Here is a 19,262-nt window from a genome sequence, read left to right as displayed (position 1 = left end):
TATCGCAGTTGAACTATTGTAATGAAACACACGCCAAATCGCTGTCTATGTTTTGTGCAAAGCCTTTCTCATCCATTGAATGTGAGGTGTGAACCCCATTTTTTGATAGAAGTCCTTGGCAGGCGAATTAAAATCCCAAACCTCGACGAACACTTGAGTGACACCATAGTCATCAAAAGTTGATTCAATACGTTGAAACAACATCTGCGCCACTTCTGCTTTACGGTATTCAGGAAGAACAAAAAGCTCATCAACACTACCCATTTGAACCGGCTTGCTCACTGTAGAGATCAGCTCACAAAAGTGTCCTGATATGAACCCGACAATTAGCTGGCCTTTGAGCGCCACATACACTAAGCACTCTGGATCATCTAAGTACCTTGCAATACTCTTTTCCTGCTCAATCTCTTCTGCTGTTTTAAAGTGCTCAGGGCAGGCAATATGATGGTGGTGGTGAAGATCAAACATCAACTCATTAAGTTGTTCTAGATCGGTGTGTGTTGCGGCCCTTAGGGTGACATTCATGACGAGTACAGTTCTCAAACGAGTTAATATCTAAATTGAGTCTAGTTTACTTGCCATTGATATCTATACAAGTGATTGAAATAATTCGTGGTTTGGAGAGGATGTTTTAGATACGAAAATGACCACATTATCGTGGCCATTTAGTTTTGAGTTGGTTCATTCCAGAACTTATAGAGCGAGTGTTATTACATTAAACACCGTCATCCTGTTTATCTTTTTTAAGCTCTGCAAGCTGTTGCTCTAACTCAATCAGCTTAATTTCGGCTTCAACTTCAGCGACTCGCTTCTCAGCGTCAGTTCGATTATCTTGTGACAAGCCATCAGCGGTAACTTGCGTTCTTTGAGCATTTCTAGCATCGTCTGTATCTTTCATAGAACCTGCAACACCACCAGTCACACCACCTAATGCTGCGCCTTTAACCGCTAAGCTGGCATCTCCAGTCAGTGCACCTGCTGTTGCTCCCAATAAAGCACCGCCTACCGCACCACGATTTCGAGCAGCGTTCTCATTTTCATTGTCCATTGCTGGTGACGCGCAACCAGAAAGAGTCGCAACCAAGGTAGCTAAAAGAATAGGTTTGATGAATTTCATAGGAGTCTCGCTTCGTTCTTCGTTTGGATTGAAGCCATCTTAAAGATAAGCGTAAATGAGATAAATAAAGCCAAGTTTAGACAAAACATAATACTCAGCTATGTATTAGCCAAACAACACATAGTTAAAAATCAAGGTATAGTTATCTTTTAAGGTATAGTCTCCATACCCCTCATTAGTCGAAAACAAAAAAGCGACCAATAAGGTCGCCTCTATCATTTCTGTTTAACCGAGCTTTTAGCCTTTAGACCAAAAGTTCTGCATATTCTCTGCTGTCGGTGGTGGTCGTACGCCACAATCACGATAATGGTACTTGTCACCGATACCGAGTATCTTGCCACTTTCTTCATCAATCATCGCAGCGACTTGAACCCCATCTTCCACGTGACGAGTCAGTACAACAATTTCACCCGCTCTTTCCGCCCTAACAGCGCCCAGTATTTGATATTCGTAACGACCTTTCCTTGAATTGACGATCATTTTTGAGTTAATAGGATCGGCGTCATACCCAACACCAATGTCAAACACCGCTTGGTACAACTTAACTCCTGTCTTCGAAATACATTGGAAGACCTTAGGGTGGCTTAAGGGCTCTAGCAGTGCTCTACTCGCTTCATCCTTTGAAACACTTGCGTTAGCTAAACTACTAGCAAATAAAGTCATTAACAAAAGATAAGCTCGCATAAAAAAGACCTCATTATTGGTTTGATAACAAGGCCATAGTAAACACGTTTGAACAACAGATGAATAAACAAGAGTTTAGATTAAGCATAACGATTTGTTATGCTTTATCTATTAAAGAATAAAAGCTCGTTCTATTTGCCTAGCTTTTCAGCAATTTCGGTTAAGCTTGTTGGATCATCAATCGTCGAAGGCACCACATACTGTTCGCCCTCTGCTATTTGTCGGATGGTTCTACGCAAAATCTTACCCGAGCGAGTTTTAGGTAACCGCTCGACCACCAAGGCTTGCTTGAAACAGGCAACAGCACCAATCTCATTTCGGACCTTACCAACTAACTCTGCTTGAAGGTCATCGCCGTCCACCTTCACACCGTCTTTTAGCACAACTAGCCCGAGCGGTAACTGACCTTTAAGTTCATCGTGAATACCAACCACAGCACATTCAGCAATGGCAGGGTGACCACCAACGATTTCTTCCATCTCACCCGTAGACAAACGGTGCCCCGCCACATTTATCACATCGTCAATACGGCCCATGATAAACAGGTAACCATCTTCATCAAGATAACCGCCATCACCCGAGACATAATAACCTTGGAACTGGCTTAAATAACCAGATTCAAACCTATCGTGGTTTCGCCATACCGTCGGCAAACAGCCCGGTGGAAGTGGTCGTTTTAGTGCAACGAAACCTTGTTGATTAGCTTGTGCAGGCTCGCCTAACTCATCAAGGATCTCCACTTGATAACCCGGTACAGGTTTGGTTGAAGAGCCCGCTTTCACAGGCAAAGACTCAAGCCCGGTCGGATTTGCGGAAATCGCCCATCCCGTCTCCGTTTGCCACCAGTGATCGATAACCGGTTTACTCGTGTGAAATTCAACCCAATCCAATGTCGGCGGGTCTAAACGTTCACCCGCCATAAAAATCGACTTGAGTGATGATAAGTCATACTTGGTGAGCAACTCGCCTTCAGGGTCTTCTTTTTTGATTGCCCTGAATGCGGTTGGTGCCGAGAAAAGCACATCGACATTATACTCTTCACACACGCGCCAGAATGCGCCCGGATCAGGCGTCCGCACTGGCTTACCTTCAAACAGAATAGTGGTGCAGCCGTGAATCAGCGGTGCATAAACGATATAAGAATGTCCAACCACCCAACCCACATCGGAAGCCGCCCAAAATACACCGTCTTGCGGCATATCGTAGATGGTACTCATCGAGTATTTCATCGCCACCGCGTGACCGCCATTATCACGAACCACACCTTTGGGTTTGCCCGTTGTACCAGAGGTATACAAAATATATAACGGATCCGTTGCCACAACAGGTACACACTCATGAGGCTCAGCGCCGGCAACGGCTTGTTGCCAATGTAAGTCGCGCTCATGGCTGAGTTCTGCAAGGCATTGTTCCCTTTGGAAAACTACGACTTTCTCAGGTTTCCAACGGCTGTCCATGATTGCTCGGTCAACCATCGGTTTATACGGTAGAACTTTGTTGATTTCGATACCACAAGACGCAGTCATCAATACCTTTGGCTCGGCATCTTCAATTCGCACTGCGAGCTCATGCGGAGCAAAACCACCAAACACCACAGAGTGAACGGCACCTAGCCTTGCACATGCAAGCATTGCCATTGCGGCTTCAGGAATCATTGGCATGTATATCACCACACGATCGCCTTTGGTTACGCCTTGCTCTGCAAGCATTCCAGCCGTTTTTGCCACTTGTTCGCGGATTTCATTATAGGAATAAGAGGTCTTGATGCCCGTTACTGGCGAATCATAAATAAGTGCAACCTTGTCACCGCGGCCATGTTCACAATGATAATCCAGCGCTAACCAACAGGTATTCATTACCCCATCTGGAAACCAACGTTCGATACCATTCTCGTCAGCTTGTAAGATGTTTTTTGGTGACTCAAACCAATCAATGGCTTGCGATTGTGTTTTCCAGAAAGATTGAGGATCGTTTAGTGACCATTGATATTCAGTGTCGTAACCCGTGTTACCGTCTATTCGATTTGTAGCAGACATAATGTCTCCTCCATGATTTGTCCATTACTCCAAGCGCCTAGCGTTAGCTGGCTCACTTGAGTGCACTCTTCTCCGCATGCTCAGCTGTTACTGGAACAGCCACAGCATCGCTTTATTTAGAAAAAGGCACGCGAATGGCACCTTCCATGATCACTCGGGCACTACGACTCATGATCGCCCTCTCTATCTTCCATCCATCTTCAGTCTGCATCGCTTTAGCCCCCACCTTTAACGTTCCTGATGGATGACCAAAAGTCACAAAGTCACGAGAGCCTCCTCCCGCCGCTAAATTCACTAGCGTGCCCGGCACACTTGCAGCTGAAGCAATCGCAACCGCAGCGGTGCCCATCATGGCATGATGCAATTTTCCCATAGACAAAGCACGGACCAACAGGTCAGTATCATCCACAGTAACTGCCTTGCCACTTGAAGCTTGATACGCTTGAGGCTTGGCCACAAAGGCGACCTTTGGAGTGTGCTGGCGTGATTCCGCTTGTTCTAGCGAATCAATAAGCCCCATCGCAACTGCGCCATGCGCTCGGATAGACTCAAACATTTCTAGGGCTTTTGGAGCACTGTTGATATCTGATTGAAGCTCTGTGCCCTTATAGCCAACCGATTCTGCATCAATAAAAATGGTTGGTATTCCCGCATTAATATAAGTCGCCTTGATGCAACCTAGCTCTGGAACATCTAAGAAATCAACCACATTTCCCGTCGGAAACATCGCCCCATTCCCATCTGCTGGATCCAGAAAATCGACCTGAATTTCAGCGGCGGGGAAAGTGACACCATCGAGCTCGAAATCTCCCAACTCTTGGACTTCTCCATCTACTATAGGCACATGAACAATAATGGTTTTCTCTATGTTCACTTGCCATACTCGCACTTCGACCACTCCGTTTTCCGGAATACGACTTGAATCAATTAAACCACTGTGGATAGCGAACGGACCAATTGCCGCAGACAAGTTACCGCAGTTACCACTCCAATCGACAAATGGCTTATCAATGGCTACCTGCCCAAAGAGATAATCAACATCGTGACCAGCTTTACCACTCTTCGATACGATGACGGTTTTACTGGTACTGGAGGTCGCGCCTCCCATACCATCAGTTTGCTTACCATAAGGATCTGGGCTGCCAATCACACGCAAAAGAAATTCGTCTCTCGCTGCCCCCGCAACTTGTGCTGCTTCTGGTAGGTCATTCAAGCAGAAGAAAACACCCTTGCTAGTTCCTCCACGCATATAAGTTGCCGGGACTTTTATCTGTTTAATGTTCATCACAGGCTCCTATTGCGCGAGAAAGTCTTTGGCAAAGCGTTGTAATACGCCACCAGCGCTATACACACTCACTTCATCTGCCGTATCCAACCGGCAGGTCACGGGCACATCGATCTTTTCACCGTTTTTACGAGTAATGACCAAAGCCAGATCTGAACCCGCTTGGATGTCGCCATACACATCGTAAAGTTCTGTACCATCGAGTTGTAAGGTGTTGCGGTCCGTCCCCTCTTTGAATTGCAGAGGTAAGACGCCCATACCCACTAAATTGGTTCTGTGTATTCGCTCAAAGCCTTCAGCAACAATCACTTCAACACCCGCTAATCGCACGCCTTTAGCCGCCCAGTCACGTGATGAACCTTGTCCATAGTCAGCACCAGCCACAACAATCAAAGGTTGTTTGCGGTTCATGTAGGTTTCTATCGCTTCCCACATTCGGGTAACTTGCCCTTCGGGCTCCACTCGTGTCAATGAACCCTGCACCACGTTCCCTGACTCTTTGACCATTTCATTGAACAGTTTCGGATTAGCAAATGTTGCTCTTTGTGCCGTTAAATGATCACCTCGGTGAGTCGCATACGAGTTAAAGTCCTCTTCTGGAACGTCCATTTTGGCGAGATATTCACCTGCCGCACTTGATGCAAGAATCGCATTTGATGGTGACAGATGATCGGTGGTGATATTGTCACCTAAAATGGCTAAAGGTCTCATACCAGACAGGCTTCGTTCACCTGCGAGCGCACCTTCCCAATAAGGCGGTCTACGAATATAAGTGCTCTTAGGTCGCCAATCGTATAGCGGCTCACTGCTTAGCTGCTCATCATCTGGCTGGAACATTTTCACGTAAATTTGTTGGAATTGTTGTGGTTTTACGTGCTCGCCAACAACCGCATCGATCACCGCATCACTTGGCCACAAGTCACTTAAATAGATAGGGTTGCCGTTGTTGTCAGTGCCGAGGCTGTCCTTCTCGATATCAAAACGAATCGTGCCAGCCAAGGCATAAGCAACCACCAATGGCGGTGACGCTAGAAAAGCTTGTTTAGCATAGGGATGGATTCGACCATCAAAGTTTCGATTTCCTGATAACACCGCAGTGGAATAGAGGTCGCGCTCGATGATCTCTTGTTGAATTTGAGGATCCAATGCCCCGCTCATACCGTTACAAGTCGTACACGCATAGCCGACAATGCCAAAACCCAACTGTTCCAGTTCTGGCAGCAAACCTGCAGACTCTAGATAGAGCTTGGCGACTTTAGATCCTGGAGCAAATGACGTTTTCACCCATGGCTTACGAACCAAACCAAGTTGATTGGCTTTTTTCGCCACTAGTCCCGCTGCTACCACGTTTCTTGGGTTACTGGTATTGGTGCAAGAGGTAATCGCGGCGATAATTACCGCGCCATCTGGCATTTGCTCTTCACTATATTGTTGAGCGTGTTGCTCTTTCCAAGCAGTTTGGCTGATACCTTGTTGGGCAAGTTCACTGGTTGGTAAGCGGCGATGAGGGTTCGAAGGCCCTGCGAGATTTCGCTCAACTTTCGATAAATCAAACTCGAGTACACGCTCATATTGAGCCGAATCGAGGTCATCAGCCCACAGTCCGGTTTGCTTCGCGTAAAGCTCGACTAACTCTACCTGTTCAGGGTCACGACCTGTCAACTTGAGGTATTGAATGGTCTGCTCATCAATATAAAACATACCTGCCGTCGCACCGTATTCAGGCGTCATGTTTGAGATAGTCGCTCGGTCACCAATAGTCAGTGCTCGCGCACCTTCACCAAAGAACTCTAAGTAGCTTGAAACCACTCTTTCATTGCGAAGAAACTCAGTAATAGCAAGCACAATATCAGTTGCTGTAATGCCTTCTTGTCGCTGACCAGTCAGTTTAACGCCCACAATATCTGGCAAACGCATCATTGAAGGGCGACCAAGCATCACTGTCTCGGCTTCCAATCCACCGACACCAATCGCAATAACGCCCAGCGCATCAACATGAGGTGTATGGCTGTCGGTGCCAACACAAGTATCTGGGAACGCGATACCTTGTTTAGATTGAATGACCGGAGACATCTTTTCCAAGTTAATCTGGTGCATAATTCCATTGCCCGCAGGAATCACACTCACGTTTTTAAACGCCGTTTTACACCATTCAATAAAATGAAAACGGTCTTCGTTGCGACGCTCTTCAATTGCGCGGTTTTTATCAAATGCTTCGCTATCAAACCCAGCATGTTCCACGGCTAAAGAGTGATCAACAATCAGTTGAGTTTCAACCACTGGGTTTACTTTAGCTGGGTCCCCACCTTGGTCAGCAATCGCATCTCGTAAGCCCGCTAAATCAACTAAAGCGGTTTGACCCAGAATGTCATGACACACGACACGCGCGGGATACCAAGGAAAGTCCAAGTCGCTCTTACGCTCGATGATTTGTTTCAAGCTATCTTCAAGAGCAGCTGGATTACAGCGTCTTACCAATTGCTCCGCCAATACTCTCGACGTATAAGGCAAGGTTTTATAGCTGCCCGGAGATATCGCGTCTACCGCTTCACGGGCATCGAAATATTCCAAGCCAGTTCCCGGTAGAGCCTTTCTGTATTGGCTATTTTCAATACCTATATTTTGATCAAGGCTCTGGTTTTTCTCAATTTTCACATCAGACATACATACACCATTCTCTAAAATTCTATTCATTGGCTCTCAAGGACAACTCGATATATGAGTCGCCTTGAGGCAGAAGGATTAACGTAAATGAATAGGTAGCCAGTCTTGATGCTCTGGCCCGGTGTAGTCTGCACTTGGACGAATGATGCGGTTATTTTCTCTTTGCTCGAACACGTGTGCTGTCCAACCTGTAAGACGACTCATCACAAAGATAGGCGTAAATAGTTTGGTAGGAATATCCATGAAGTGATAGGCAGAAGCATGGAAGAAATCCGCATTACAGAACAAGCCTTTTTCACGCTTCATTACCGCTTCAACGCGTTCAGATACCGCGTAAAGCTGCTCGTCGCCAACTTCTTGTGCTAGCTCTTTTGACCAACGTTTAATCAGCGCGTTACGTGGGTCACTCTCTCGATAAATGGCGTGACCGAAGCCCATGATTTTGTCTTTATTAGCAAGCATCTTCATGATGTTAGCTTCAGCTTCATCGGCGGTTTTCCAATCCTGGATCATTTCCATTGCCGCTTCATTCGCGCCACCATGTAGAGGGCCTCTTAATGTACCTATCGCTGCTGTCACACACGAATGAATATCTGATAGTGTTGATGCACAAACCCGAGCTGCAAAGGTAGAGGCATTAAATTCATGCTCTGCGTAAAGCGTAAGCGAACAGTGCATTACCTTCTTATGCAGCTCACTCGGCGCTTTGTCCGTTAGCATCTTCAAGAAATAGCCACCCAAACATGATTCGCTTTGGTCTTGTGTATCAATTCGCACACCATCGTGACTGAAGCGATACCAATAGCAGATAATGGCAGGGAAAAGTGCAAGCATACGTTCAGTTGCTGATAACTGCTCAGAGAAGTCAGATTCTTGCTCTAAGTTACCCAACATTGAGCAGCCTGTTCTCATCACATCCATAGGGTGAGCGTCTGCAGGGATAAGCTCTAAAGCGGCTTTCAACGGTTCAGGCAAGCCACGTAAACCAATCAACAATGTTTTGTAGTCGTCTAACTCTTTTTCACTAGGTAAATGACCTCTTAGTAGCAGGTGTGCTACTTCTTCAAATTGAGCATGATTCGCAAGGTCGGTTATGTCATAGCCACGGTAAGTTAAACCCGTTCCTGATTTGCCAACCGTACATAGCGCCGTCGACCCTGCGCTTTGACCCCGCAGACCAGCACCACCAATCGCTGGTGCTGCGCTTGCTTGTTGGTTTACTGCTGAAGCATTATCGACAGTTGCTTTATCACTCAAAGATACAGACATGATGAACTCCTTCTCTGGGTTAGCCGCCCTGCACTCTTTGGTGCTGACTATTTATATTCAGTGACCGCAACTATCTCATTCGATTTCACGGACCCGATGTGACTAACTAACCATTCACGTTATTGGATTAAGTTGATGTTTTAATATTTGAAACTGTGTTTATTCTTCACTCGAAAACAATTGATCCAGCTTGTTCTCGTAGTCGTGGTAATTCAGGTGTTCATAGAGCTCTTTACGAGTTTGCATTGAATCCAACAGTGCTTCCTGATTACCTTCAACTAGCAAGTGCTTATAAACATTCTCTGCCGCTTTGTTCATTGCGCGGAATGCACTGAGTGGATAAAGCACCATGTCGACATGAGATTGCGCCAGTTCTTTGCAGTTGTAGAGTGGGGTTTGTCCAAACTCGGTAATGTTAGCCAAGATTGGCACATGCTTACCTGTTGCTGATTTGAGCGCTTCAGAGAACTTCACGTATTGGTCGAGCTGATTCATCGCTTCGGGGAAAATCATGTCCGCACCCGCCTCAACACACGCAATTGCGCGCTCAATAGCACTGTCTATGCCTTCTACGGCCAGAGCATCAGTTCGAGTCATGATCACAAAGCTCTCATCAGTTCTTGCATCGGTTGCCGCTTTTACTCGATCGACCATTTCCTGTTGGCTAACAATCGCTTTATTTGGTCGGTGACCACATCTCTTCTGAGCCACTTGGTCTTCCATGTGAATGGCAGCAGCGCCAGCTTTTTCCATCGCTCGAATGGTTCGTGCAATATTAAACGCCCCACCAAATCCCGTATCAATATCCACCAGCAAAGGTAAATCACACGCGTTGGTAATGCGTTCCACATCCACCAACACATCGTTCAATGTGGTAATACCTAGATCAGGTAAGCCGTAAGACGCATTGGCGATACCTCCACCAGACAAGTAGATAGCCTGATGACCCAAGTTCTTTGCCATCATCGCGCAATACGGATTTACCGTGCCGACGATCTGCAGTGGATCATTGCCTTGCACAGCTTGGCGAAACTTCGCTCCTGCTGATAACTTCATAATGACGCTCCCTGTTTAATGTTGATTTTGTAAGTTTTTAATCCACACCTTTGGATTGAATTTGTTGTTCGATAAGCAGTCGACTACCGGATATATGTCGTCGCATCAGCATTTCTGCTAGCTCTTCATCACGGTTACGGATTGCTTGTAGGATATATTTGTGTTCATCAAGCGCCTCTTTTGGTCGAGACTGTGCACGTGGCGATTGATAGCGATACATGCGTAACAAGTGGTAAAGCTCATCACACAGTAGAGAAATAAGTTTGCTGTTGCGGCTGGCTTTAATGATTCGATAATGGAAATCGAAATCGCCGTGTTGATGAAAGTAGGAAGAACCCTCTACTTCATCGATATGTTTGGAATGTGTCGACAATAATCCTTCAAGCCCGATAAGCTCTTCTTGTGTGATGTGTCTTGCGGCTAGCCTTGCAGCCATGCCTTCTAAAGCCTCTCGAACCGCGTAAAGCTCAAGTAGCTTGTCAGCAGAAAAAGTAATCACTCGTGCGCCAACATGAGGAATCCGCTCAATCAGCCCTAACCCTTCGACGCGCATAATCGCCTCACGCAATGGGCCTCGGCTTACCTCAAAGCGTTTAGCTAACTCGGGTTCAGAGATCTTGCTGCCCGGAGCTAAGTCACCGTTGACTATCGCTTCAACCAAGTATTCCGTCAGGCTTTCTGACTTGGTGTTTTCTTTGTCCCCAACACGCGTTTTTGTGTTGGCGCTTAAGGTAAGATCTTTTATCGCAGTATTCATATTCACTCTGCTCACTTCTCATTGTCGAACTAAAACTGTCAACAATTTAACAACATGAAGATAAAATACACGATCAAATTGTCGACAATCAAGACAATTGTCGACAATTTAGACTAAGGTAGTATTTTATTTAAGCAACCAGAACAGGCATTCATGAGGCACCTATAAAAGTAAGTAATTGTCTTATATTGATAAATATTTAAAGCAACTAATCCACTTCTATACTTACGCTCAAACTAGCCGAAAAAACCTGTCGACAATTAAGCCTCAATTAGGAAAACAAGCGTTATTTGCGTATATCAGTGTACCCACCAAAATACAGACATAAAAAAGGCGCACTCATGTGCGCCTTTTCTTCATGAAGCTATCTAGCACTTAGCTAAGCTATCTGACGGGTCACTTCTAGATATTTGTTGATATCTACAAAATCAATTTGCTCAGGTTTCAAATACTCCTGCGCATAACGAATATGTGTACCACTCGTTAGGAACAGCCTAAACAGTTCGAGATCGATGTGCTCATCTAATGCCATTTTATACATGATATCGACGGCAACACTGATAGACTTCGCTTTCTTATAAGGTCTATCAGCAGCGGTCAACGCCTCAAAAATATCTGATATAACTAGGATACGTTCTGGGATTGAAAGGTCTTCAGCAGTCAGCTTTCTTGGATAGCCTGTACCTTTAAGAGTTTCATGGTGAGTCGACGCATAACGCGGTACACGGCTTAACTCTTTCGGGAATGGCAGGTTTTCAAGCATTTTGATGGCGCCCAACATATGCTCATTGATTTTGAAGCGATCTTCAGCCGTCAAGGTGCCACGAGCAATACACAAGTTATAAACCTCACCGAGATTATATAGATGTTCAGGTACATCCATTTTTATCTGATGTTTTGGATCGAACTCTAATGGTCGGTCTCGTTTCACTATATGTTCTGGCCTATCACTTAAAAGCTGCTCTATAGCAGGTAAGCTTGAGCTAGATACCCGATTCATCGCCTCTATTGGTGATAAACCTAATTGGTCATCAAAGTTACGCGTCCAAGTCGTTTCAGCGATAGAACGAATACGAGCGACCTTATCATCACTCATAAATTCACCACCCACATTAGATGTCGCGATAAACGCAAAATCGTCTTGTAGCTTTTGCTTCGTTACCGCTAACTCTTCGGCTATCTGATCCGTTGGTAACTCACCTTCAAGTTGCTTGCGTAACGCCGCAATTTCTGCATCACGCCAAAGCACCTCAAATCGTGTTCTCACCTCATGAATACGGTTATAGTTTGCTTCTAACTTAGAGCCTTTATCTACGATATGTTCTGGTGTTGTGATCTTTCCGCAATCATGCAGCCACGCAGCAATTCTAAACTCACGACGTTCATCGTCATTTTCAAATTTAAAGTCTTTGAAGTAGTCTGATTGAGACTTTTCAGCCGCTTCTGCCAACATCAAACCGAGCTCTGGCACACGGTTACAATGCCCTGCAGTGTAAGCAGACTTGTCATCGATGGCTTGCGCAATAAGTTTAATAAAGGATTCGACAAAGGCTTCCTGCGTTTGTTCGTGCTGCTTTATTTCCGCAGCCATGTCTTTAACCGCGACAGATAGCTCCCATACTTCTTTTATGCGGGTATCAAGCACCCTCACGCTATCATAATCGCGCTGTTTCACTTTGTTGGTTTCAGCTTCAAGCTGGCGTATCGGCCGAACAATCGGCGCACCAAAGATCCACGCAACAGGCAAGGTAAGGCTCATTAATAGAACTGTCACACCTATCGAGGTCGCTACTCGCTTGTTAACTGCGCTGTATATTTCAGCCTCAGGGATGGCTACCGCAAAGTATTCTGAGTAATGCTCACCCGTATCGATCTTCTTCAAATATAGGTGTTTAAGTTCACCATTGAGGTTTAGCTCAACCATCTCACCTTCAACAGTCGCTGTTGCGGTTTTTTCATAGAGCTCCGTGTAAGGAATCGTCGTACCAGCATTTAAAGCATGATGATCAAACCACTTTTGAGCTAACAACGTTTTCTGTTCATCGGTAAGCGACTTGATGGCTTGGTTGATGATAGGTAACAGCTGTTGGTGTTTATTCTGCAAAACGATATGGAAGTGATTAGGATAGTCTGTTTTTAGATCAAGCAGCGCTTCACTTACTTTCAAGTTCTGATGGAAGAACTTATCCAATGAAAATGACAGTACAGGCTTAACATCAATTACCGCAAAAACCTCTTCGTTGTCGACAGCGTCTAGCGCTGCCTCAATATCCGTAAACTCCAAAAGCCTAATGTTTGGGAAGTCAGATCTTAATTTCGGTGTAATTGACCACCCTGATAAAATAGCGATGCTCTTGCCATCAAGCTCTTGGTAGTTCATTACGGCTGGAGCATCACGTTTCGTGACTAAAGCAAACGGTAGTTCATAAATCGGGTCAGTGTATAAACCGATAATGCCGTTACTTTCGTAATTTTGAACTGAGTGTAAGCCATCAATACTGCCCTCTTGGAATTTTCCTGTTAACTCCGCCCACGAGAAGCCATTTACAAATTTGAACTGAACTCCACTCATCTCACTGATCATTTTCAATAGATCAATGGCTTTGTTGCGTAATTCAATGGAACTAAATCCAGAACCTACGATCTGATCAGCTACCTCCACTCTCTCTCGTAGTCCTATGCCTAAGCCTCGTTACAAAACAACCAACTGGAAGCAATACAACCAATCACTCATTAACCGTGGTTCTCTGACCTTTTGGATTGATGAAGAAGCAATAAGCGGGTGGGCGCAAAGCAAACAGAATAAGCGCGGGAGGCCGCGTCGGTTCAGTGATTTAGCTATCACGANCAAAACAACCAACTGGAAGCAATACAACCAATCACTCATTAACCGTGGTTCTCTGACCTTTTGGATTGATGAAGAAGCAATAAGCGGGTGGGCGCAAAGCAAACAGAATAAGCGCGGGAGGCCGCGTCGGTTCAGTGATTTAGCTATCACGACAGCACTCATGGTCAAACGAGTTTTTTCTATGCCATTGAGAGCGCTTCAAGGATTTATCGACTCGATATTTAGGCTAGCCCATGTACCGTTAAGTTGYCCGCATTACACCTGCATCAGTCGTAGAGCCAAGCAAGTTGAGGTTTCATTTAAGACTAAAACGAGAGGAGCGATACAGCACCTAGCCATTGATGCTACTGGCCTTAAGGTTTATGGCGAAGGTGAATGGAAAGTCAAAAAACACGGTACGGATGGCAAGCGTAGAGTCTGGCGAAAGCTTCATATTGCCGTCGATATCAACACTCATGAGATCGTTGCTGCCGAGCTAAGTTTATCGACGGTTACAGATGGAGAGGTACTCCCGAACTTACTGAAACAAACACGCCGAAGTATCCTTGAGGTGTCTGGTGATGGCGCTTACGACACGAGAGCGTGTCACGCTGCTATTAAGATTAAGGGAGCCATTGCGCTTATTCCCCCAAGAGAAGGGGCAGCCTTCTGGGAGCGTGGTCACCCTCGAAATCTCGCCGTGGGTTGCCAGAAATTATACGGCTCAAATAAGTATTGGAAAGAGCGGTATGGATACCACAAGCGTTCACTCTCAGAAACAGCGATGTATCGAGTTAAACAGTTGCTAGGAGGGAARCTGAGCTTAAGAAATTACAATGCCCAGGTGGGTGAAACTTACGCGATGATAAAAGCGTTGAACAAGCTTACTAGGTTAGGTATGCCTAAAACTTGTCGTATTGACTAAGAAATACGCGAAACGGGTTGGCTCTATATCTAAATTTAATTACGCAACAAAGCCGTACTTTGATAGTGAATAACGAGTCACTGCCATTTGAAGCGTTGCTATATACTCGACAGAATGTTCAACATTGAGAGTTTTGGTGTTTTATCCCGCTTGTTTGATAATCTGAGCATCGTCATTTTACTAATGACTCTAATCTTCTTTTGGCGTTCATTCCGCTCAAGACATTTTCTTAAAATCTCCACCAATCAAATAAATTAGAACTCAAAGTATTATTTAATTCATACCGGCTTCCTTTAAATGTGATCACCGTCACTAATTTCTATTTTTTAAAGCTAACATGTTGATCTTAGTCAGGGATAAATGCTCATAATAAAAAGGAATTTAATTAGAGCTCAAAGGATATTTTTAATATGATTACATCAGCGCCTTGGATCTTGTATCCAGAGGTTGTAGAAAAAATGATTGAAAAGTGGAATTTTCGCGAGCCAGAAGTTTCGGATGGCAATAACATTCATCAATTAATTTCAGAGTGCCCTCCATTAGATACTAACTCTTCATATTGCAATTTCTTGCAGTCTACTCACTTTAGTAAAACTTGTATTTTAGTGGAGCACGAAGGTGACCTTGCGGGCTTTATTTCTAGTTACCAGAAACCTAGTGAGCCCAATGTTCTCTTTATTTGGCAAGTAGCGGTGGCGCCTAAGTTTAGAGGCAATGATTTAGCCTACAAGATGCTGAACACCTTACTTAATCGAGAGGGCCTAAAGAGCATTGAAGTGATAGAAACGACTATCACTAAATCAAACCAAGCGTCTTGGGCATTGTTCAAAAAGTTGGACGAAAAGAACGGTAACACCGGGCAAGTGACTACTTTCTTAGATGAAAATCTTCACTTCAACGGGCAGCACAATACCGAATACCTCTATCGAATCCTCCGCAAATAATCAAACACTTATAGGAATTAAATAACGGCATTATCATGGATATTTTTAAAAAGCAGGAATCTAACGTACGTTCATACTCGAATAGTTTTCCAGTCACTTTTGCTAAATCAAAAGGCTGCTGGCTTGAAACAAAACAAGGTGATCGTTACCTCGATTTTCTTGCTGGAGCAGGATCTCTCAATTACGGTCATAACAATCCAATACTTAAGCAAGCTTTACTTGAGTACATTGAAATGGATGGAATTACACATGGCTTGGATATGCATTCAGAAGCTAAAGCTGAATTCCTAGAAGCTCTTAGTCGCTTTATTTTGGAACCTCGAGCATTAGATTACAAAGTTCAATTTACCGGCCCGACAGGAACAAATGCGGTTGAGGCAGCGATTAAATTGGCAAAAAAAGTAAAAAGTCGAAGCAGTATTGTCGCATTTACCAATGGTTTTCATGGTTGTACGGCGGGTGCATTGGCTGCTACAGGCAACCAACACCACAGGCAAGGTGCGGGCTCAAGTCTTAACAACGTTACGCGTTTGCCATTTGAAGGTTACGCTGGAATAGATAGTTTAAAATTATTTGAAACGATGTTAGCCGATAATTCAGCTGGTATGGATAAACCTGCCGCCGTTTTATTGGAAACGGTTCAGGGTGAAGGCGGGTTAAATGTCGCTTCAAATGAGTGGCTACAGAAGTTAAGCAAAATCTGTAAAGCACACGATATCCTACTTATTGTGGATGATATTCAAGCCGGTTGTGGTCGCACAGGAACGTTTTTTAGCTTTGAACCTTCAGGCATAAAACCAGATATCGTTACGCTATCTAAGTCGATAAGTGGTTATGGCTTACCGATGGCTGTGGTTTTATTAAAGCCTGAACTAGACAAGTGGGAGCCGGGAGAACACAACGGCACCTTCCGTGGTAACAACCATGCGTTCATTACTGCTGCTAAAGCGTTAGAAATGTATTGGTCAAATGATGATTTTGAAAATCATATTCAACGTAGCTCAAGCATGGTCGATGATGTCATTCAACGCAATCTCAAGCGTTTCCCTGAGCTATTTGTTCAACGCAAGGGACGCGGAATGATGATTGGCATTGAATGTAAAGATGGGAACACAGCTGATGAGATTGCAAAAGTGTGTTTTGACAAGGGCATGGTAATTGAGACCGCAGGTCCAAACGATGAAATCTTGAAGTTCTTTTGTCCATTAACCATTTCAAAATCGGAATTGATGCAAGGTTTAACTATTTTCGAAGACTCAGTTGAAGTGGTAGCAACCAATCATTTCAAGAAAGCATCGTAATAGGGAGAGTAAAATGATTGTTAGAACACTTGATGAATGTCGTAATAGTGAAAGACGTATTGTATCGGATAACTGGGAAAGCACTCGCATGTTATTGAAAGATGACAATATGGGATTTTCTTTTCATATCACAACAATTTACGAAGCGACAGAAACACATATCCATTACCAAAACCACTTGGAGTCTGTGTTTTGTATGAGTGGTGAAGGGGAGATTGAAGTCGTTGGTGGTAAAACTTACCCAATCAAACCCGGTACGTTGTACATCCTAGATAAGAATGATGAGCATTATTTACGCGCATATAAAAACAAAGAAATGACAATGGCTTGTGTGTTTAACCCACCAATTACTGGCGCTGAAGTGCACGATAAAAACGGCGTTTATCCACTCGTTGATTAACCCATATCTTCAGGGGTGATCTCACCCCGCTCCGTATTTATTTTATCTTTAATCTCTTCAAGAACAAAAGGTCTTTTATGACATTTACCGTAGAAAAAATCGGCGGTACATCAATGACAGCATTTGATGCTGTGCTCGACAATATTATTCTCCGCCCTCAAAATCCGTATAACCGAATCTTTGTTGTGTCTGCTTACAGCGGCATAACGGATGCCTTGTTGGAATGTAAAAAAACAGGCAAGCCTGGGGTCTATCAATTGATAGAGATGCGTGACGATTCGTGGAAAGATGATCTATCTTATATTGAACGCCGTATGCTATTGATCAATGAGCATATGTTTGCGGATCCAATGAATCGTATGAGAGCAGATAAGTTCATCCGGTCTCGTATTTCAGAAGCCAAAAACTGTATTACTAACATCCTCGAAACGTGCCAATACGGACAGTTTTCATTGAGACATTATTTACCACAGATTAGAGAGTTTCTTTCTTCAATTGGAGAGTCACATAGTGCATACAACACGGCACTTAAATTAAAAAACATTGGTATAAACTCGACCTTTGTTGACCTTTCCGGTTGGGACAACAAAACTCCTCAAAGTTTGGACGATACAATTAGGGAGGCTTTTTCAGATATTGATGTGACTGAAGAGCTTCCCATAGTAACTGGTTATGCGTATTGCAAAGAAGGTTTGATGCATACTTATGATCGTGGTTACAGTGAGATGACGTTTAGTCGTATCGCTACTATTACTGAGGCATCATTGGCGATCATCCATAAGGAGTATCACTTTAGTTCGGCTGACCCAAAAGTCGTTGGTGTAGGTTCGGTTAAACCGATTGGGGCAACCAATTATGATGTTGCCGATCAACTGGCTAATCTTGGTATGGAAGCTATTCACTCTAATGCGGCTGCTGGGTTACGAGAAAGTGGCATAGAACTGCAAATCAAAAATACCTTCGAGCCAGAGCATGAGGGAACACTGATTTCTTCTGATTACCGACCAGACACGAATCACATTGAGATCATTGCCGGAAAACAAAAGGTATATGCGTTACACGTTTTTGATCAGGGAATGGTCGGTAAGGCGGACAATGTTAGTTATGAGTTAATGGAGATTATCGCAGATGCTAGAGTAAACCTTATCGGTAAAGAGATGAACGCCAATTCTATTACCTATTATCTAGGTGGTAGCACCGAGAGTTTAAACAAGGTGTCTTATAAAGCTGAGAAACGTTACCCTAAGGCATCTATTTCAAGTCGAATGGTCGCTATAATTTCAGCGATCGGTTCTCAAATTGATACCAATAAAACGCTCGCTAATGGTGTATTGGCTTTGATGAACCATAGTGTTACACCTATTGCATTACATTCGTCTATGAGAAACGTAAATGTGCAATTTGTTGTGAGTGATGACAAGTATCAACAAGCGATTTGCGCGTTGCATGAAGAATTCTTTGACCAAGATAAAAGAACCGAGACATCGGTGAATGCAGCATAAAATTTAACAGTGGAGGGCTCACCCTCCACTGTTAAATTTTCATGGAAAAGCAAAACATCAACTGCAAATTAACGATCGCCTGTATCTATTTTGATCACACAGATGCGGTAAACGTTACTTGATTTTCGTGTTGATACTGTACTTTCTTGAATGGCGTTGTTGACTAAATCAGTTGGAACCTTTTCTCAGTCCTGCGATCTGATCCCATGTAGTAGAAGCATGGTGTTGTTATGGGTAAGTCGAAGGAGAAGATAGCGAACTGGAGTGAGTATAATGAAGCCTTGTGCAAGCGAGGCTCAGTAACGTTTTGGATTGACGACTCAGCCGTTGAAGCATGGCAATGTAAAAGTCACCATGGTAAACGAGGTAGAGGCTTTCAATTTTCTGATACTGCTATTGAAACAGCTTTGATGGTTAAAGGGATATTCTCTCTCCCGTTACGTGCGCTTCAAGGCTTTATCGATTCTATATTTGCTTTGATGAACGTCCCTTTGC

The 19,262-nt window shown here is 44.2% G+C and carries 15 protein-coding genes and 1 pseudogene; 6 read left to right on the top strand and 10 right to left on the bottom strand.

The window, feature by feature from the left end:
- Window positions 1–45: 45 nt before the first annotated feature.
- The 10 genes and pseudogenes from L1D55_RS08055 to L1D55_RS08010 all read right to left on the bottom strand — a co-directional run.
- Entirely contained in the window at window positions 46–525 is a 480-nt protein-coding gene (locus L1D55_RS08055) for a GNAT family N-acetyltransferase (RefSeq protein ID WP_128160401.1), read from the bottom strand.
- Window positions 526–715: 190 nt separating this feature from the next.
- Window positions 716–1,117, bottom strand: coding sequence for a glycine zipper domain-containing protein (locus L1D55_RS08050; protein WP_239917078.1), 402 nt, complete (start codon window positions 1,115–1,117; stop codon window positions 716–718).
- A 237-nt stretch (window positions 1,118–1,354) separates the two neighbouring features.
- A complete protein-coding gene (locus tag L1D55_RS08045; RefSeq protein WP_239917077.1) occupies window positions 1,355–1,801 on the bottom strand; it encodes a hypothetical protein in 447 nt (148 codons plus the stop codon).
- A gap of 131 nt (window positions 1,802–1,932) precedes the next feature.
- Complete coding sequence (locus L1D55_RS08040; RefSeq protein WP_239917076.1) at window positions 1,933–3,837, bottom strand: propionyl-CoA synthetase; 1,905 nt, start codon at window positions 3,835–3,837, stop codon at window positions 1,933–1,935.
- A gap of 112 nt (window positions 3,838–3,949) precedes the next feature.
- Window positions 3,950–5,122 carry a 2-methylaconitate cis-trans isomerase PrpF gene (prpF, locus tag L1D55_RS08035; RefSeq protein WP_239917075.1) on the bottom strand — a complete coding sequence of 391 codons (1,173 nt, stop codon included), beginning with the start codon at window positions 5,120–5,122 and terminating at the stop codon, window positions 3,950–3,952.
- Between the two features lie 9 nt (window positions 5,123–5,131).
- Window positions 5,132–7,786: a Fe/S-dependent 2-methylisocitrate dehydratase AcnD gene (acnD, locus tag L1D55_RS08030; RefSeq protein ID WP_239917074.1), complete on the bottom strand. Its 2,655-nt coding sequence runs from the start codon at window positions 7,784–7,786 to the stop codon at window positions 5,132–5,134.
- A 78-nt stretch (window positions 7,787–7,864) separates the two neighbouring features.
- The gene (prpC, locus tag L1D55_RS08025) at window positions 7,865–9,055 is read right to left on the bottom strand and encodes a 2-methylcitrate synthase (protein ID WP_239917073.1); all 1,191 of its coding nucleotides are present in this window, start codon (window positions 9,053–9,055) and stop codon (window positions 7,865–7,867) included.
- Between the two features lie 159 nt (window positions 9,056–9,214).
- On the bottom strand, window positions 9,215–10,111 hold the full coding sequence (gene prpB / locus L1D55_RS08020; RefSeq protein ID WP_239917072.1) for a methylisocitrate lyase: 897 nt from the start codon (window positions 10,109–10,111) through the stop codon (window positions 9,215–9,217).
- A 37-nt stretch (window positions 10,112–10,148) separates the two neighbouring features.
- Window positions 10,149–10,868 carry a GntR family transcriptional regulator gene (locus L1D55_RS08015; protein WP_239917071.1) on the bottom strand — a complete coding sequence of 240 codons (720 nt, stop codon included), beginning with the start codon at window positions 10,866–10,868 and terminating at the stop codon, window positions 10,149–10,151.
- Between the two features lie 379 nt (window positions 10,869–11,247).
- Window positions 11,248–13,470, bottom strand: a pseudogene (locus L1D55_RS08010) (HD domain-containing phosphohydrolase); the annotation flags it as partial.
- Window positions 13,471–13,546: 76 nt separating this feature from the next.
- Here L1D55_RS08010 and L1D55_RS08005 point away from each other — a divergent pair.
- The 6 genes from L1D55_RS08005 to L1D55_RS07980 all read left to right on the top strand — a co-directional run.
- The gene (locus L1D55_RS08005; RefSeq protein WP_239917070.1) at window positions 13,547–14,620 is read left to right on the top strand and encodes an IS5 family transposase; all 1,074 of its coding nucleotides are present in this window, start codon (window positions 13,547–13,549) and stop codon (window positions 14,618–14,620) included.
- A gap of 410 nt (window positions 14,621–15,030) precedes the next feature.
- The gene (gene ectA / locus L1D55_RS08000; protein WP_239917069.1) at window positions 15,031–15,564 is read left to right on the top strand and encodes a diaminobutyrate acetyltransferase; all 534 of its coding nucleotides are present in this window, start codon (window positions 15,031–15,033) and stop codon (window positions 15,562–15,564) included.
- Between the two features lie 35 nt (window positions 15,565–15,599).
- Window positions 15,600–16,865 (top strand): diaminobutyrate--2-oxoglutarate transaminase, encoded by a 1,266-nt coding sequence (gene ectB, locus L1D55_RS07995; protein ID WP_239917068.1) that lies wholly within the window; start codon window positions 15,600–15,602, stop codon window positions 16,863–16,865.
- Between the two features lie 13 nt (window positions 16,866–16,878).
- Window positions 16,879–17,265, top strand: coding sequence for an ectoine synthase (locus L1D55_RS07990; protein ID WP_239917067.1), 387 nt, complete (start codon window positions 16,879–16,881; stop codon window positions 17,263–17,265).
- Between the two features lie 77 nt (window positions 17,266–17,342).
- A complete protein-coding gene (locus L1D55_RS07985) occupies window positions 17,343–18,767 on the top strand; it encodes an aspartate kinase (RefSeq protein WP_239917066.1) in 1,425 nt (474 codons plus the stop codon).
- Between the two features lie 230 nt (window positions 18,768–18,997).
- On the top strand, window positions 18,998–19,262 hold a 265-nt coding region (locus tag L1D55_RS07980), incomplete at its 3' end, for a transposase (protein ID WP_239917065.1).

Origin of the sequence: Vibrio sp. Isolate22 (assembly GCF_022398115.1) — a bacterium.
In the GTDB taxonomy this organism is placed as follows: Bacteria; Pseudomonadota; Gammaproteobacteria; order Enterobacterales; family Vibrionaceae; genus Vibrio.
This window is presented reverse-complemented; position numbering and strand designations above follow the sequence as displayed.

Bases quoted from the DNA above. Each gene is read 5' to 3' on its own strand.
- L1D55_RS08015 (WP_239917071.1), bottom strand. From the start codon at position 10,868: ATGAATACTGCGATAAAAGATCTTACCTTAAGCGCCAACACAAAAACG.
- L1D55_RS07990 (WP_239917067.1), top strand. From the start codon at position 16,879: ATGATTGTTAGAACACTTGATGAATGTCGTAATAGTGAAAGACGTATT.
- ectA (WP_239917069.1), top strand. From the start codon at position 15,031: ATGATTACATCAGCGCCTTGGATCTTGTATCCAGAGGTTGTAGAAAAA.
- prpC (WP_239917073.1), bottom strand. From the start codon at position 9,055: ATGTCTGTATCTTTGAGTGATAAAGCAACTGTCGATAATGCTTCAGCA.
- prpF (WP_239917075.1), bottom strand. From the start codon at position 5,122: ATGAACATTAAACAGATAAAAGTCCCGGCAACTTATATGCGTGGAGGA.
- prpB (WP_239917072.1), bottom strand. From the start codon at position 10,111: ATGAAGTTATCAGCAGGAGCGAAGTTTCGCCAAGCTGTGCAAGGCAAT.
- L1D55_RS08040 (WP_239917076.1), bottom strand. From the start codon at position 3,837: ATGTCTGCTACAAATCGAATAGACGGTAACACGGGTTACGACACTGAA.
- ectB (WP_239917068.1), top strand. From the start codon at position 15,600: ATGGATATTTTTAAAAAGCAGGAATCTAACGTACGTTCATACTCGAAT.
- L1D55_RS07985 (WP_239917066.1), top strand. From the start codon at position 17,343: ATGACATTTACCGTAGAAAAAATCGGCGGTACATCAATGACAGCATTT.
- L1D55_RS08050 (WP_239917078.1), bottom strand. From the start codon at position 1,117: ATGAAATTCATCAAACCTATTCTTTTAGCTACCTTGGTTGCGACTCTT.
- acnD (WP_239917074.1), bottom strand. From the start codon at position 7,786: ATGTCTGATGTGAAAATTGAGAAAAACCAGAGCCTTGATCAAAATATA.
- L1D55_RS08045 (WP_239917077.1), bottom strand. From the start codon at position 1,801: ATGCGAGCTTATCTTTTGTTAATGACTTTATTTGCTAGTAGTTTAGCT.
- L1D55_RS08055 (WP_128160401.1), bottom strand. From the start codon at position 525: ATGAATGTCACCCTAAGGGCCGCAACACACACCGATCTAGAACAACTT.